This window comes from Alistipes sp. CAG:29, from assembly GCF_000435435.1.
GTDB classification, from domain to species: domain Bacteria; phylum Bacteroidota; class Bacteroidia; order Bacteroidales; family Rikenellaceae; genus Alistipes; species Alistipes onderdonkii.
Genome location: NZ_FR893478.1, coordinates 15,840 through 31,118 on the forward strand (window position 1 = coordinate 15,840; position 15,279 = coordinate 31,118).

The window sequence follows — 15,279 nt, forward strand, 5'->3', positions numbered from 1 at the left end:
AGTCGTCGAAATCGACGCCCGTGGGTGCCGTTGCCAAGTTCGCTTCGGCCGGTAAGCGCATCCGCAAGAAGGACCTCGGCGCCATCGCCATGACCTACGGTTATGTATACGTGGCACAGGTTTCGATCGGCGCTTCGCAGATGCAGTTGTTCAACGTGCTGAAGGAGGCCGAGGCCTATCCCGGCCCGTCGCTCGTGATCGCCTATGCGCCGTGTATCAACCACGGCATCAAGGGCGGCATGACGCGCACGCAGACCGTGGGCAAGGAGGCCGTAGCCTGCGGTTACTGGCACCTGTGGCACTACAACCCGCAGCTCGAGGAGCAGGGCAAGAACCCGTTCGTGCTGGACTCGAAGGAGCCCGACTGGTCGAAGTTCCGCGACTTCCTGATGAAGGAGGTGCGTTACACTTCGCTCAAAAAGTCGTTCCCGGCCGAGGCCGACGAGCTGTTTGCCGCCGCCGAGCAGAACGCCAAATGGCGTTACAACGGTTACCAGCGCCTTGCGAAGATGGAATACTAATTATATTATACGCGATGCGGAGGGCCGCGGCATTGTGCCGCGGCCCTTTTTGTATACCCGGAAAATGCTTCGTGATGAAAAAACGCGCGTTCGTTTTTGAAATCCCCCCCCCGAGTGAATTTATTTGTCCATATAGACCTGAGAGGATAAATTTGCACACATTTGAATTACAAACAAGTATCTCACTTATGAAAAATTTTGTGCACAAAATTACCTGTGTGCTCGTCATGTGCGCTGCCACGGTAGCGTTTACGGCATGTAGCGACAGCGACAACAAGGGCGACGGCCCGGTTACCGGTACCCTCAGCGTGGAAACCGGCGCCCTGAAATTTACGAGCGGAGCCTATTCGAAGGGATTCGAGGTGGGAACCGACGGTACGGTCGGCGCGATCCAGGTCGACGTGAACTACAAGGGTTCCGAAACCGGATGGATCACCGCGAAAGTGAACGACGGCGACGTGGTGGTCACCGTGGCGCGGAATACGGGCGATGCACGTACGGCGGATGTCGTCCTGAGCGCCAAGGGTGCCGAGTCGGTGACCGTTTCCATCAGCCAGAAGGCCGTGTTCTCGTCGGATCTGGTGGGCCGGTATACGCCCTATGTTCCCGATCCCGAAAATCCGATCGCTAATTTCTTCATCAACCCCGTATACGCTGATATGGATCCGGAAAAGGTGCCGCAGATCGACATGGGTTTCCTTCTCGGTGTTCCCGGATATACCTGGCCCGTTACCACCGTCACCGGTCTGGCCAACCAGCTCGTGGGGATGATGTATGGCGGCGGCCTCACCTATTTCGATTTCAAGGACGACGGGACGATCGGCGCGGGCTACCGCGACATGCTCGGGTTTGACATGAATGCCGGCCCTACGTTTGGCTCCGAGGTCGAATTCCCCAATGCCGAGACGCTGGAGGTGCTGCCTGTCGATGCGATTACCTATTACACCAAGGACGGCAAGGTCTATTTCGCCATCGACAAGGAGTACCTGACCTATATCGGCCAGGCGGAGCTCGAAATGAACCTGCCCCAGATCATCGACGCCCTGCTGGCACAGTACCCGGGCCTTGGGATCGAAGCGACCGACGATTACTATGCCATCCCGCTCAAGTACGGGGTCAAGGATGGCGTTACGACGCTGAAGGTCGACAAGGAGATGATGATGCCTTACATGCCGCTGATTACTTCGCTGGTCGATGCTTTCCTCCCCGACGGGGATATTGAGGTGTCGCTCGACCCCGAATCCGACCCGATGAAGATCCCGGCAAAGGCGCTGGTCAACTCGTTGCTCGATGCGCTCTTCAACCAGAGCCAATCCATCGAGATCGGCATCGGCCTTACGAAATAGGCGGACACGATAACAAACCCTTTCCAGGCAGGTTGCGGAAACTCCGCAACCTGCTTTTTTTTCTTTTGTAATCTTGTCTGTCCGAATAATATTTCCTATTTTTGCTTTCGGTAACCTAAAATGAATCAATTATGAAGAAAAATTTTCTTTTGTTGGCTGCAATGCTCCTTTGCTATTGCGGTACGGCATTCGGCTGGGGCAAATCGGGGCATGACGCCATCGCCTATATCGCCGAGTGCAACCTGACGCCCAAGGCGAAGAAGAACATCGAGAAATACCTCGACGGCCGTTCGATCGTCTATTATGCCTCGTGGATGGATGTGTACCGCCATACGCCGGCTTACAAGGTGACCTCGGGCTGGCACGGCGATAGGGTCGACGCCGACGGGAAGTATGTGCCCAACGCAAAAGGCGATGCCTTGCAATGCATCGAGGAGGCGATCTCCAGACTGAAGGATTACCGCAGCCTGGACGATTCGACGGTGCTGGTGTCGATCAAATACCTCGTGCACCTGGTGGGCGACATGCATTGCCCCGTGCACGTGAAATACCCTTGGTATAAGAATTTCAAGTTCGACCTGAACGGGAGGCCCAGCGAATTCCATAGTTTTTGGGACAGCGGGGTGCTCGACCTGAACCACCGCTGGGGATACGTGGAGTACCGCCACCAGTTGGATCGCCTTACGAAGAAGGAGATCCGTGCAGTCACCGCCGGGACGCCCCGCGACTGGCTCGAAGAGAGCGCCCGGGATTGCCGCGTGATTTACGAGTGGACGAAGCCCGGCCAGACGTTTAACAAGGACGAGGCCCGCGACCTGCTCAATACGGTACATCCGTTCGCCGAGGAGCAAATCCTCAAGGCGGGCTACCGTTTGGCTGCCGTACTTAACCAACTATTCGGTTAATTTTGTAATTTTGCAGACGTGAGGCGGTTTTGTGCGATTCTTGCAGGGGCCGTCATGTTATCAATTCTTACAGGTACGTTATGAAAAAGTATTTTGCAGCCGCTGCGCTGCTTATGATGATGGCCGCCTGCGGAAGCGCCGGCCAGGACAAGAAGCTCGAAGGCACGACATGGAAACTCGCCAAGATGGAGGCAATCCCGGCCGCGGCCGTCGGTAAGGAGGCCGATTTCTTCACCCTGGAGTTCAATGCCGCCGATACGATGGTCGCAGGGCGTACGAACTGCAACCGCTTCTTCGGCAAGTATGAGCTCAAAGGCAAGGAACTCGAACTCAAGAACCTGGGCATGACCCGGATGGCCTGCCCCGACATGCAGTACGAGGATGCCTTCGTCAAGATGCTCGACGAGGTAGACCGTTTCGAGATCAAGGGTGCGGAGCTGACCCTCTTCGACGACCACAAAGCGCTGGCCGTGTTCAAGGCCGTCGAAAAAGAGCCTGCGAAGCAGTAATTCCGCCGACGCGGAATATTTGCGGCAGTCCCCGACGGGGCTGCCGTTTTTTTTGTATAAGGCGGAATGAAACGACGGTTTGGTGGAGAACCGCTTCCGGTATGGATGCCGGGAAATAGCCGAACGGCCGGATGCGGGAGCTATGTGGCGGGAGGAAGGATTGTTTTACGGCCGGATGCGGGGGCGGCCGGAGCGGGCAAAAAAAGAACGGCGGCAGGAAAAAAAGTGACGCAACTCTCTTTTTGTATGAAGAATCCGGTTACCGGAAAAGTATCCTGCCGCCGCATAGGATTCGATTGCATCGGCAGGAGCGCGGACAAATGGGGTTCATTTGTGCAAAAAAGAAAGGGCAGCGCCGAATTCCGACTGCTCTGGGTTCTGGTAAACCTGCGACACCGAAAAACAACGCGTACCCTTTCGGGTGCGGTTGTATAAGGTGTCTTCAAAAAATTTACCAGATTCAGAGCAGACAAATACAATCGTTTATACTCAATATGTTAAGAACGCATGCAATTACGGTGTACTGCATAGCAAAGGTAGTCAAATTTCCGCAATCTGCAACTACTTATTTGTATTGGAGCCGGGCAGCGGAACCGATAGCTGAAAAACGGCATGAGGGAGGCGTATATGGCCGTATCGTGTCTCCCCGTGTGTTTCGCGCATGGGGATTCGCCGCATGGCTTCGGGGCTCAAAGAAACAAGCGGCCTCCCGAAAGGGGAAGCCGCTTGTCTTGTGTCTCTTATCGGAACGCTTACTCGCTCAGGGGAGTTACGCTCACATAGGATTTGCCTGCGCCTTTCTTGCAGAATTCGACGGTGCCGTCTACAAGGGCGAAGAGCGTGTGGTCTTTACCGATACCCACGTTTTCACCGGGGTTGTGAACCGTGCCGCGCTGACGAACGATAATGTTGCCCGCCTTAGCGAACTGGCCACCGAATAACTTGACGCCGAGTCGCTTGCTTTCCGACTCGCGGCCGTTCTTCGAACTACCTACACCTTTCTTGTGTGCCATTTCTCTTCAGTTTTAAAGGTTATGCAACAATTTCCTCGACAAGGACCTGTGTCAGATACTGACGGTGGCCGTTGCACTTCTGATATCCCGTTCTGCGCTTTTTCTTGAAGACCAGGACTTTGTCGTCCTTCAGATGCTTCAGGATCTTGCACTTCACCGAGGCGCCTTTCACTACAGGTGCACCTACTTTGACCTGACCGTCGTTGTCTGTGAGCAGGACTTTGTCGAAACTTACGGACGAATTTTCTTCGCCCTGAAGACGGTGAACATAAAGTTTCCGACCTTTCTCAGCTTTAAATTGCTGACCTGCAATCTCTACTATAACGTACATTTAATGCGATATATGTATTTGAACATAATTCGGAGTGCAAATATACGCATATTTATTTTATAAGCAACATCCCGCGCGAATTTTTTTTCGGCACGGTCGGCTCTGGCATGGTTTTGGGCGGGGTCGCCGCGGACAGTGCCGCATGACGCCGTGCCGTCCCTGCAACGGCGGGCGCCCCGCACCGGAGGTTTTGTCTTGCGCCGAAGCTGCCCGGGGAGGTTCGGCGTGAAATAGCTGTTAAAAATTTCACAATGTCATAAATTCTTGTTACCTTTACCATGGCAACCGAAGTTACCGAACTCAAAAGAAGAGCTACGATGATAAACGACAAGGTGAGGATGTATCTGCTGCCGCCGCTCATCAATGCGGCAGTCAGGGCCGGAGCCTCGATAATGAATGTCTATAAAAACCTCGACGATTACGATATAAGCCTCAAAGACGACAAAACGCCGATTACGCTCGCCGACCGGCTGGCGCACAAAACCATCCGCGAATACCTGGGCCCGACGCGCATCCCGATCCTGAGCGAGGAGGGGCGCGAAATGCTTTACGACGAGCGCCGCAACTGGGAACTCTACTGGCTGGTCGACCCGCTCGATGGGACGGTCGAATTTATCAAGGGGAACAACGAATTTACGGTCAACATCGCCCTGATGGAGAACAATGTCTGCATGGGGGCGGTGATTTACGTGCCCTATTTCGAGAAGCTGTATATCGCGGGGCGGGATGCAGGCTCGTATGTCAAGGAGCATGTGGCGCCCGATTCCGGGGCGGAATATACCTACGATGAGATCGTCACCGGGTGGACGCGGCTGCCGCTCGAAAGCCAGGCCGTGCGTCCGCATCCCCGCCTGCGTGTGGCCGTGTCGCGCTCGCACCAGACGCCCGAGACCGCCGAGCATATCGCCCGCCTGCGCGAGGCGCACCCCGACCTGGAGATCGTCGAACAGGGCAGTTCGTATAAGTTCTGCCTGCTGGCCGAGGGGCGGGTCGACTATTATGTCCACACGACGCATACCTACGAGTGGGACACGGCGGCCGGGGAGCTGATCCTCGCCGAGGCCGGCGGCCGGACGCGCACGCTGCCCGACGACGGGGTGCTGCGCTACAACGAAAAAGACCTGCGCAACCCGTGGTTCGTCTGTCGGTCGAAGTACTGCAAGATTTGACGCCGCAGCAATGCGGAACCGGTAAGTCAGGGCGGATTTGTTTCCGCCTTTTTTCGTGTGCTTGCCCCGTTGTGCTGTTTTTACTTGGAATAGTTGCACTTTCGGGCAAAAACTGTTAATTTAGATGTGTCAAAGCTTGCCTCCCATGAAAAAAATCTCCCTGTTCTGTATGCTGGGATTGTTGCTCGGCGTATCCTGTTCGAAGGAAAAAGTAAAGCCGCCCGCCATGACCGATGATACGGTGGCCGTATTCGGCGATGACGCATTCGGGGCATTTTGCCTGCGGACGTACGACCGTAACGGGGATGGTGTACTTACGGTCGGTGAAATCAAAAATGTGGTGTCGCTGGATTTTGACGATAAGGATATCCGGTCGCTGGACGGGATCGAATACTTTACCGGATTACAGTCTTTATATTGTAACCAATCTGCCGGGGGTAATCTGGTGCGGCTCGATGTCAGCCGGAATGCGGAACTCAGGACTTTGTGTTGTGCGGGGAACAAACTCGAAGAACTCGTCGTGGATGGTCTCCGGAACCTAAGCCGTGTCGATTGTGCGGCCAATAACCTGGAAAAACTCGATTTGCAAAATTTACCTGTGTTGACCTTTTTGCTTTGCCGGAATAACCGGCTTTGCAACCTGGACTTTTCCGAAACTCCCGGCTTGAAATCCATAGATTGTGCGAATAACGGGATTTCCGCGCTTGATGTGAGGCCGTGCGGGGATATTACTATGATTTGGTGTGAGGGCAATGCGGGGATGCGGATCTCGCTGGATTGGCGGCAGGCACCGGGCATATTTGGTGACGACGATGTCGTTTTGGAGGTGGCCGGAGATGAAAACCTTGTCTTTGCCGATGCGGCGGTAGAGGCGGCACTGGCCGCAAAGAATTTTGATAAGAACGGGGACGGGCGGATTTCCCGCCATGAGGCGGTTTATGTCCGGGAGTTGTTCGATACCGATTGCAGTGGGTTCGAATCCCTCTCTGATTTTAGTTATCTTATCAATTTGTACTGGTGTGAGTTGGTGTGTGCGGATAAGGGGGCGTGCAAACTGCGCTCGCTGGATTCTTTTGCCCGGAACGGGCTCTTGTATAATCTGGATTTGAGGAACCTGCCGGTGGCAGCTGTCGATTTGTCGAGATATCCTGCTTTGAAATACGTGAGGATGTCGGGCTGCGATGTGGAGGAGCTCGATGTGAGCGGGTTGCAATATTTGGAAAGCCTGGTCTGTGACAATTCGCCCGTCTTGAAAACCGTATTTTTCAGGAATAGTGCCCAATACGACCGGATGTCATGGATCAACCTTGATAAGCACATCCTGATAAGGTTCAAGGAGAGCGATTGATATGAAAAAGAGGAGCGTCACTCCTCTTTTTTCGTTGTCTGTTCGATGTCGCATGCCGAGCAGTTGCCTGAACAGCCCGCGTCGGCGCAGTCGGTTTGTCCGGAGTCCTCGCGCGATTCCTGCACGGCGCACCGGATGCCCAGCCGCTGCATGTTCTTGTTGGTCGATATTTCCGAGTCGATATGGTGCCCCTTGATCATCAGTGTCAGCGACATGCCCACTACGAAGAGGGCTACGGCGCCGAGGGCGAAGAGGAAAACGATTAACCACGTTGGCATGACGATATAGGTATTTTTATGTGCTGAAATTTTGGCTTTCGGCCACAAATGTATACATTTGTAAGATAAATTGCAAAAATGCTGCCTTATCCTGTCGGCGGGCGGCGCTGAAACGAAACGACAACAGACGCAATACTATGAAAATCGTGATAGCGGGTGCGGGCGAGATGGGGAGCCATCTGGCGAAAATGCTCAGTGGCAACGGCCACGACATTACCATCATCGACGCCGACCAGAAGTTGCTTTCCGACGTGGGGAGCCTTGCCGACGTGATTTCGGTCGAGGGCGATTCGACGACCTTCGCCGTGCTCCGCAAGGCGCAGGTGCGCAAGTGCGACCTGTTCATCGCCGTGAACCACGTGGAGAACGACAATGTCGTGGCGGCGATGCTGGCCAAGAAGCTCGGGGCCAAAAAAGCCATTGCCCGCATCGACAACAACGAATACCTGGAACCCAACAACAAGGAGATGTTCATCGACATGGGCATCGACTACCTGTTCTACCCCGAGAAGGTTGCGGCCAGCGAGGTCATCAACCTCCTGGGGCATACCTCGACCACGGAGTTCGTCGATTTTTCGAGCGGTAAGCTCTCGCTGGTGGTTTTTCACCTGGAGCCGACCTCGCCCCTCGTGGGCAAGCCGCTGGAGGGGTTCGATGACGACGAGGCCCCGCTGAGCTACCGCACGGTGGCCATCACGCGCGGCGGGCAGACGATCATCCCGCGCCGCGGCGAATTGTTCATGGAGGGCGATGCGATCTATGTGATCGCCCGCCAGGATGCCGTGAAACAGGTCATGGAGTTTTCGGGACAGTCGAACATCGAGATCAAGAACATGATGATTCTGGGCGGGTCGCGCATCGGCATCCGCATCGCCACGGAGTTGCAGGACGAGGTGAACATCAAGCTCATCGACTACAACGCCGAGAAGGCCTACCGGCTGGCGGAGATGCTCGAAAAGACTCTCATCATCAACGAGGACGGCCGTAACACCGAGGCCATGATGGAAGAGGGGCTTTCGAACATGGACGCCTTCGTGGCCGTGACGGGGCGCAGCGAGACCAACATCCTCGCGGCGATGCTCGCCAAGCGCATGGGCGTCAAGAAGGTGATCGCCGAGGTCGAGAACCTCAATTACATCAACCTGGCCGAGTCGATCGGCATCGACACGATCATCAACAAGAAACTGGTGACGGCGTCGAACATCTTCCGCTTCACGATGTCGACCGACGTGCAGGCCATCAAGTGCCTTACGGGCAGCGACGCCGAGGTGCTGGAATTCATCGTCAAGCCCAATGCGCCGGCCGTGAAGAGCCGCATCAAAGACCTGGGGCTGCCCGAGGATACGATCATCGGCGGCATCGTGCGCGGCGACAAGGTCTTCATCGCCGTGGACAACATGGAAATCAACCCCTACGACCGCGTGGTGGTCTTCGCCATGCCTGCGTCGGTGGGCAAAGTGGGATACTTTTTTAACTGACGACGGCGCTGTCGGGCCCGGCGTGCGCTGGGGCCCGCACACCGGCGGAAAATGAAACCGAACAGACAAGTGTCGTTTAGAAGCATATTATTCAAGGCCTGGTTTTCGCAGCGCGAGCGGGCTATCGACCGTTTCCGGCGCCGTCCTGCCGAGACGCAGGAGCGTATCTTCAGGCAGTTGCTGCGCCGCGGGCGCGGGACGGAATTCGGGTGGAGGTACGACCTGGGGCATGTCCGCAGCGTGGAGCAGTTCCAGTCGATGGTCGAGACGTTCGATTACGAAACCTTCAAACCCTATATCGAAAAGATGCTGGCCGGGGAGCGTAACGTCACCGCGCCGGGGCGGGTGAAACTCTTTGCCCGCTCGTCGGGCACGACTTCCGACCGGAGCAAGTACATTCCCGTCACGGAGGAGTCGCTCTGGTGGAATCACACGCTCGGCATGCGGGATGTGGCGACGGTATTCGCGGCCAACAACCCGAAAACGAAGGTCTTCGACGGCAAGACGCTGACCCTCGGCGGGTCGTGCAGCCGCGAGGGGCGCAACCTTGTGGGTGACCTGTCGGCGGTGCTGATCCACGAAACGACGTTCTGGAGCGGCTGGTTCCGGGCGCCGCGCACCGCCACGGCGATCATCCCCGATTTCGACCGCAAGGTCGAGGCCATCTGCCGCGAGTGCACGGGCGAAAATATCACGGCCTTCGCCGGGGTGCCGTCGTGGAACCTGGCGATGATGCGCCGCGTGTTGGACTATACGGGGCGGGAGAACCTGCTCGAAGTGTGGCCCAACCTCTGCATGTTCGCCCACGGGGGCGTGGAGTTCGCCCCCTACCGCCGTTCGTTCGAGGCGCTGATCCCTTCGGACAGGATGCAGTACATGGAGACCTACAACGCCTCGGAAGGGTTCTTCGCGCTGGCCGACGACCCGTCGCGGAGCGACATGCTGCTGATGCTCGACTACGGCAATTTCTTCGAGTTCCGCAGCGGGGATACCGTCGTGCCGCTCGAAGGCGTGGAATGCGGCAAGGTCTACGCCATGCTCATCACGTCGAACAACGGCCTGTGGCGCTACGAGATCGGCGATACGGTGGAATTCACTTCGACGAATCCCTACCGCATTCGTTTCGCGGGGCGTACGAGACAGTATATCAATGTCTTCGGTGAGGAATTGATCGTCGACAACGCCGACCGCGCACTGCTGGCCGCCTGCAACGAAACGGGGGCCGTGGTCGGGGAATATACCGTGGCGCCGTGCTACATGTCGCTGCGCGAGCGGGGCGCCCACGAATGGATCCTGGAGTTCGAGCGCGAGCCCGACAGCCGCGGGCATTTCGCCGAGGCGCTCGACCGCGAACTGCGGGCCGTGAATTCGGACTACGACGCCAAACGCCGCACGACGCTGGAGCGGCGGCGGCCGACGGGCGCGGCGGCCGGCGCGGCTGACGGTCGTCGGCCACGGCCGTTTCCTCGCGTGGATGCGTGCCCGGGGCAAGAACAAGGTGCCGCGGCTGGTCAACGACCGTCGTGTGGCCGACGAGATACTGGCGTTCGGCGGGGAAACGAAGTGACGGCGCGTTTTGCTGCGGCGTAATGCCGTGATGCACCGTTGCGGAGCACTCCGGCGGCTGTCCGGAGCGGCCGGGCAGTATTTAGGATGTAAAACAAATATCGTATAATATGTATATAGCCATTGCAGGCAATATCGGAAGCGGGAAGACCACGCTGACCCGGATTCTGACCGAGCGTTACAACGCCAAAGCCTACCTCGAGGAGTGCAACAACCCCTACATCGGCGATTTCTACGAGGACATGAACCGCTGGTCGTTCAATTTGCAGATCTACTTCCTCGGGAGCCGCATTCAGCAGACGATGGATATGCTGGCCGACAACCGCGATTCGGGGGCGATCTTTCAGGATCGCACGATCTACGAGGATGCGCATATCTTCGCGGACAACCTCCACGAAATGGGGCTGATGGCCTCGCGCGACATCGAAACCTACATGAAACTGTTCCGGCTGATGACCACGCTCATCCCCAAACCCGACCTGCTGATCTACCTCAAGGCGAGCGTGCCGACGCTCATTTCGCAGATCCGCAAGCGCGGCCGCGAATACGAGATGAACATCGACGAATTGTACCTCAAGCGTCTGAACGACAAGTATAACAACTGGATCGACAACATCTACGAAGGCGATGTGCTGGTCGTCGACAAAGACCATGAGGATTTCGTCTCCGACCCTACGGTGCTGGAGAAGATATGTGCGCGCCTCGATGCGCTCGAAAACAGATAGCGACGCATGACGCTACCTGAGAAATTCGCCGCACGCGTCCTTTCGGAGCTGGGGCCGGAAGAAGGGGCGGCGCTGTGCGCCGCACTCGATACCGAGCCGCCCGTGTCCGTGCGGCTGAACCCTGCCAAATGTGCCGGTGCGGCCGAACCCGGAGCGGTGCAGGACGGCACCGGGGCGGTACCGGGAGGATACGGATCGCCGCAGGGGAACTCCGGGACGGATGTGCCCGCCCCGCTTCCGGTTTTGCAAAACGCCGACGGCCGTGTACCCTGGTGCGCCGACGGGTATTACCTGGCGGTGCGGCCGCAGTTCACCTTCGACAGCGATTTCCATGCCGGGGCATATTACGTGCAGGAGGCGTCGTCGCAGTTCGTGGGGCGCCTGATGGGCGGAGAGGGGGTTGCGGGGAAGCGAATCCTCGACCTTTGCGCCGCCCCGGGCGGCAAGACGACGCTCTATGCCTCGCTCGCGGGGCCCGACGGGCTGGTCGTCGCCAACGAGATCGACCGCCGCCGTGCGCAGGTACTGGCGGACAACGTCCGCAAGTGGGGTACGGGCAATGTCGCCGTGACGACCTGCGAACCCCGGCTACTGGGTGACTTCGAGGCGTGGTTCGACGTGGTGGCCGTAGATGCTCCCTGCTCGGGCGAGGGGATGTTCCGTAAGGATGCGCAGGCCCGCACAGAGTGGAGCGAGGGGAATGTAAGGCTCTGTGCCGCAAGACAGGACGGGATATTACGTGAAGCATGGCGTGCGCTCAAACCCGGTGGCAGGCTGATATACAGCACCTGCACCTTCAACCGCGACGAGGACGAAGGGGCTTTGGAGCGTATGCTCGCATGGGCGGGCGACGAGGTCGCAGAGGCGGAAGACATGGCTGTCGACGGGGCGTGGGGGATCGTCTGCGGCCGGGTGGGGGCTTTCCGCACCTACCGGTTCTATCCCCACCGGGCACGCGGCGAGGGTTTTTTCGCCGCCGTGGCCTGCAAGGCTTATGATGCCGGCGGCCGTTGCCGCACCCCGAAGGCGCGGCGCACGGTATTTGCGCAGGTGGACAAGGCCTCGGCGGCGGAGCTGCGCCGTTGGGTGCGCACGCCGGAACGGATGTGCTTCGCGGCGGTGGGTGATACCTGCTACGGATATTACGTCGCGCAGGCCGAGGCCGTGAAGGCGCTCGGCGAAGCGCTGCCCGTGATCTATGCGGGCGTGGCGATGGGGCAGTTCTTCAAGGGAAGCCTTCGGCCCGATCCGGCGCTGGCGTTCTTCTGCGGGTTGAACCGCGAGGCGGTGTCCGCGGCGGAGCTGGACGAGGCGCAGGCGCTGTGCTACCTGCGCAGGCAGGAGGTCGCCGCCGGGGCGTTTGCCGAAGGGGTGAACCTGGTGTGTGCCCGCGGGCGGGCGCTCGGGTTTGCGAAGCGGATCGGTAACCGGGTGAATAACATGTACCCCAATACATTGCGAATTATTAAACGATAGATATGGCCGAGAAACTTTTTTATTCGATGGGCGAAGTGGCCGAGATGTTCGACGTCAATGCGTCGCTGATCCGCCACTGGGAGTCGCAGTTCAGCGTTATCCGCCCCAAGCGCAACAAGAAAGGCAACCGTCTCTTCTCGCCGCAGGATGTGGAGAACCTCAAACTGATCTACCACCTGGTCAAGGAGCGGGGCATGACCCTCGAGGGCGCCAAGAAAGCCCTGAAACAGAAGCCTGCGGCCGAGGGCGGCGTGCAGCGCGATGCCGAGCTGATGGAGCGCCTGCAACGCATCCGTGCGCTGCTGGCCGAGGTGCGTGAAGACCTGAAGGCCGGCGAGGGCGAGATCCTTGCCGGCGCGGATGCCGAAGTTCCGGCGGCGGAGGCCGGAGCGACAGTGCCCCGCCGCAAGGCGAAACCCGTGGTGAAGATCGTCCCGGAGGATGCCGCGGCGCAGGGGGCCGCCGAACCCGGGCAGCCCGCGTCGAAACGTCTGCGCAAGCCCCGCCGCAAAAAGGAGGAGCCGGAACACAAGGAGCTCTTCGCCTTTTACGAACAGTCGCTCTTTTAGGGGCGCAACGGGCGCCGCACCCCTTGGGGAAGGCTGCGCTGCAAGGCGGAAAGCGCAGTGCCGCGGCCGCAGGGCGGATGGCCCCGCCGGGGCAGAAAAAATGATAACCAGACAAATCAGGATACTATGCTAATCAGGGAAGTGACCGATGTCATCGAGCGTTTCGCACCGCTCGCATGGCAGGAATCGTACGACAACGCAGGCTTGATCGTGGGGCGCCCGGACGACGAGGTGCACAAGGCGCTGCTGGCCGTGGACGTCACCGACGAAGTGATGACCGAGGCCGAACGCGAAGGGTGCGACATGGTCATCACGCACCATCCGATCGTTTTCCATGCGCTCAAGCGTTTCAATTCGGCAGACCAGGTGCAGCGCTGCGTCGAGCGGGCTATCCGCAGTGGCATTGCGCTCTATGCGTGCCACACCAACCTGGACAGCGCCCCCGAGGGGATGAGCTGGCGGCTGGCCGAGATGCTGGGCGTGGGGGACTTGCGCGTGTTGCAGCCCACGCCGGAGGACGAAAAGGTCGGGTTCGGCGTGGTGGGCGAGCTGCCCGAGCCGATGGCTACGGTGGAGTTCATGCGCCGCATGCAGCGCGTGCTGGGCGTTCGGGTCGTGCGCCACAGCGACATCGCCTCGCCCGAGGTGCGGCGCGTGGCGGTGTGTACCGGTGCGGGGGCTTCGATGATCGGCGACGCACGCCGAGCCGGGGCCGACATTTACGTCACGGCGGATATGAAGTACAACGACTTCATGACGCCGGATAAAGCCCTCACCGTAGCGGATATAGGCCATTTTGAAAGCGAATATTGCGCAATTCAGATTTTATTTGATATTTTGTCGAAAAATTTGATTACCTTTGCGGTTCGCAAGAGTGAAAGCTCTCGCAATCCGGTGAACTATTTGGTTTAAGTCTAAACTATACACGTACATTATATGGCAACACAGAAGAAAACTGCCGACGTTGACTATTCGATGCAGGAGAAGATCATCGCACTCTATGAATTGCAGAAGATCGACAGCAGGATCGACGAAATCAACAAGGTGAAAGGTGAACTGCCTCTCGAGGTTCAGGATCTCGAAGACGAGATGACCGGCCTGAAAACCCGGATCGACAACATCAATGCCGAAATCGAGGAGCTGAACACGCTCACCAAGCAGCGCAAGCGCGAGGTCGACCAGGCCAAGATTCTCATCGGCAATTACAAGGAGCAGCAGAACAACGTGCGCAACAACCGCGAGTTCGATGCCATTACCAAGGAGATCGAGTACCAGGAACTGGAGATCGAACTGGCCGAGAAGCGCCTCAAGGAGTACGCCGCCGGTGTGAAAGCCAAGAAACTCCAGCTGGAGGAGGCCGAAGCCGTAGCGGAAGGCCGTGCCGCCGACCTGGCTGCCAAGAAGAACGAACTGGAAGGGATCGAAGCCGAAACCGCACCCCAGGTCGCAGAGTACGAAGTACAGGCCGACCGGGTCAAGGCCAAGATCGACGAGCGCCTGTTGTCGGCCTATGGCCGCATCCGCAGCAATGTGCGCAACGGGCTGGCGGTCGTGACCGTGAAGCGCGATGCCTGCGGCGGTTGCTTCAACCGGATTCCCCCGCAGCGCCAGGTGGAGATTCGCCAGGGCAAGAAACTTATCGTCTGCGAATATTGCGGACGTATCCTTGTGGCCGATCCCGAAGAGGGGCTGGAATAGCCCTGTGGAAAAATTAAGAAAGCAGGCCGGAGTGTACACTCCGGCCTGCTTTGCATTGGGGGGCAAGTCCCGGGTTCTATTTGGGCGTTCTTGCCCCTGTGCTCCTGGATTATCCGCCTTTGCCGTATGCGTGGCGCGGCGGATTTTCGGGATTGTTGTCTTGTCGTGCCGGGAGCCGGGAGCCCGGGCTGCCTACCAGACGACCTGGTCGGGGAGGATTTCGCCGTCGGCGGCGTCGCCCGCGTCGAAGGAGGCGGCTTTGTACTGGATGCAGATCATCGTCATCGGGCTGTCGCCCGTGTTGCGCAGCGAACGCCTGCCGGCAGGCGAAACCCGCACGACGCTCC

14 protein-coding genes and 3 pseudogenes are annotated in these 15,279 nt (G+C 58.2%); 13 read left to right on the top strand and 4 right to left on the bottom strand.

Annotated features, from left to right (window positions below; translation table 11 throughout):
- From QVP03_RS09750 to QVP03_RS09765, 4 genes and pseudogenes are all read left to right on the top strand, one after another.
- A pseudogene (locus QVP03_RS09750) lies at positions 1–521 on the top strand (pyruvate:ferredoxin (flavodoxin) oxidoreductase); the annotation flags it as partial.
- Between the two features lie 188 nt (positions 522–709).
- Entirely contained in the window at positions 710–1,867 is a 1,158-nt protein-coding gene (locus QVP03_RS09755; protein ID WP_022333279.1) for a BACON domain-containing protein, read from the top strand.
- 131 nt (positions 1,868–1,998) lie between these two features.
- Positions 1,999–2,772, top strand: a complete 774-nt coding sequence (locus tag QVP03_RS09760; RefSeq protein ID WP_022333280.1) for a S1/P1 nuclease — start codon at positions 1,999–2,001, stop codon at positions 2,770–2,772.
- Positions 2,773–2,852: 80 nt separating this feature from the next.
- Complete coding sequence (locus tag QVP03_RS09765; protein ID WP_022333281.1) at positions 2,853–3,281, top strand: META domain-containing protein; 429 nt, start codon at positions 2,853–2,855, stop codon at positions 3,279–3,281.
- A 752-nt stretch (positions 3,282–4,033) separates the two neighbouring features.
- Here the strand turns inward: QVP03_RS09765 and rpmA are convergent.
- Together rpmA and rplU are read right to left on the bottom strand one after the other, a co-directional pair.
- A complete protein-coding gene (gene rpmA, locus QVP03_RS09770) occupies positions 4,034–4,294 on the bottom strand; it encodes a 50S ribosomal protein L27 (protein WP_009598768.1) in 261 nt (86 codons plus the stop codon).
- Positions 4,295–4,313: 19 nt separating this feature from the next.
- The gene (gene rplU / locus QVP03_RS09775) at positions 4,314–4,625 is read right to left on the bottom strand and encodes a 50S ribosomal protein L21 (RefSeq protein ID WP_009598864.1); all 312 of its coding nucleotides are present in this window, start codon (positions 4,623–4,625) and stop codon (positions 4,314–4,316) included.
- A gap of 317 nt (positions 4,626–4,942) precedes the next feature.
- On the opposite strand from rplU, the gene QVP03_RS09780 reads away from it, so the two are divergent.
- Positions 4,943–5,794 carry a 3'(2'),5'-bisphosphate nucleotidase CysQ family protein gene (locus QVP03_RS09780; RefSeq protein WP_022333282.1) on the top strand — a complete coding sequence of 284 codons (852 nt, stop codon included), beginning with the start codon at positions 4,943–4,945 and terminating at the stop codon, positions 5,792–5,794.
- 145 nt (positions 5,795–5,939) lie between these two features.
- On the top strand, positions 5,940–7,142 hold the full coding sequence (locus tag QVP03_RS09785) for a leucine-rich repeat domain-containing protein (protein WP_022333283.1): 1,203 nt from the start codon (positions 5,940–5,942) through the stop codon (positions 7,140–7,142).
- A gap of 17 nt (positions 7,143–7,159) precedes the next feature.
- Here QVP03_RS09785 and QVP03_RS09790 read toward each other — a convergent pair whose 3' ends face one another.
- Entirely contained in the window at positions 7,160–7,420 is a 261-nt protein-coding gene (locus QVP03_RS09790; RefSeq protein ID WP_022333284.1) for a hypothetical protein, read from the bottom strand.
- Positions 7,421–7,557: 137 nt separating this feature from the next.
- Here QVP03_RS09790 and trkA point away from each other — a divergent pair, with 137 nt between their 5' ends.
- The 7 genes and pseudogenes from trkA (at position 7,558) to QVP03_RS09825 (ending at position 14,932) form a co-directional block, all read left to right on the top strand.
- Positions 7,558–8,898 carry a Trk system potassium transporter TrkA gene (gene trkA / locus QVP03_RS09795; RefSeq protein ID WP_022333285.1) on the top strand — a complete coding sequence of 447 codons (1,341 nt, stop codon included), beginning with the start codon at positions 7,558–7,560 and terminating at the stop codon, positions 8,896–8,898.
- A gap of 69 nt (positions 8,899–8,967) precedes the next feature.
- A pseudogene (locus QVP03_RS09800) lies at positions 8,968–10,465 on the top strand (GH3 auxin-responsive promoter family protein).
- Positions 10,466–10,574: 109 nt separating this feature from the next.
- Entirely contained in the window at positions 10,575–11,189 is a 615-nt protein-coding gene (locus tag QVP03_RS09805) for a deoxynucleoside kinase (RefSeq protein ID WP_018694989.1), read from the top strand.
- Between the two features lie 6 nt (positions 11,190–11,195).
- Entirely contained in the window at positions 11,196–12,665 is a 1,470-nt protein-coding gene (locus QVP03_RS09810; RefSeq protein WP_022333287.1) for a methyltransferase RsmF C-terminal domain-like protein, read from the top strand.
- 2 nt (positions 12,666–12,667) lie between these two features.
- On the top strand, positions 12,668–13,234 hold the full coding sequence (locus tag QVP03_RS09815) for a MerR family transcriptional regulator (protein ID WP_022333288.1): 567 nt from the start codon (positions 12,668–12,670) through the stop codon (positions 13,232–13,234).
- Between the two features lie 126 nt (positions 13,235–13,360).
- Complete coding sequence (locus QVP03_RS09820) at positions 13,361–14,146, top strand: Nif3-like dinuclear metal center hexameric protein (RefSeq protein ID WP_022333289.1); 786 nt, start codon at positions 13,361–13,363, stop codon at positions 14,144–14,146.
- Between the two features lie 24 nt (positions 14,147–14,170).
- Positions 14,171–14,932 carry a zinc ribbon domain-containing protein gene (locus QVP03_RS09825; RefSeq protein WP_022333290.1) on the top strand — a complete coding sequence of 254 codons (762 nt, stop codon included), beginning with the start codon at positions 14,171–14,173 and terminating at the stop codon, positions 14,930–14,932.
- Positions 14,933–15,124: 192 nt separating this feature from the next.
- Here the strand turns inward: QVP03_RS09825 and QVP03_RS09830 are convergent.
- Positions 15,125–15,279, bottom strand: a pseudogene (locus QVP03_RS09830) (cupin domain-containing protein); the annotation flags it as partial.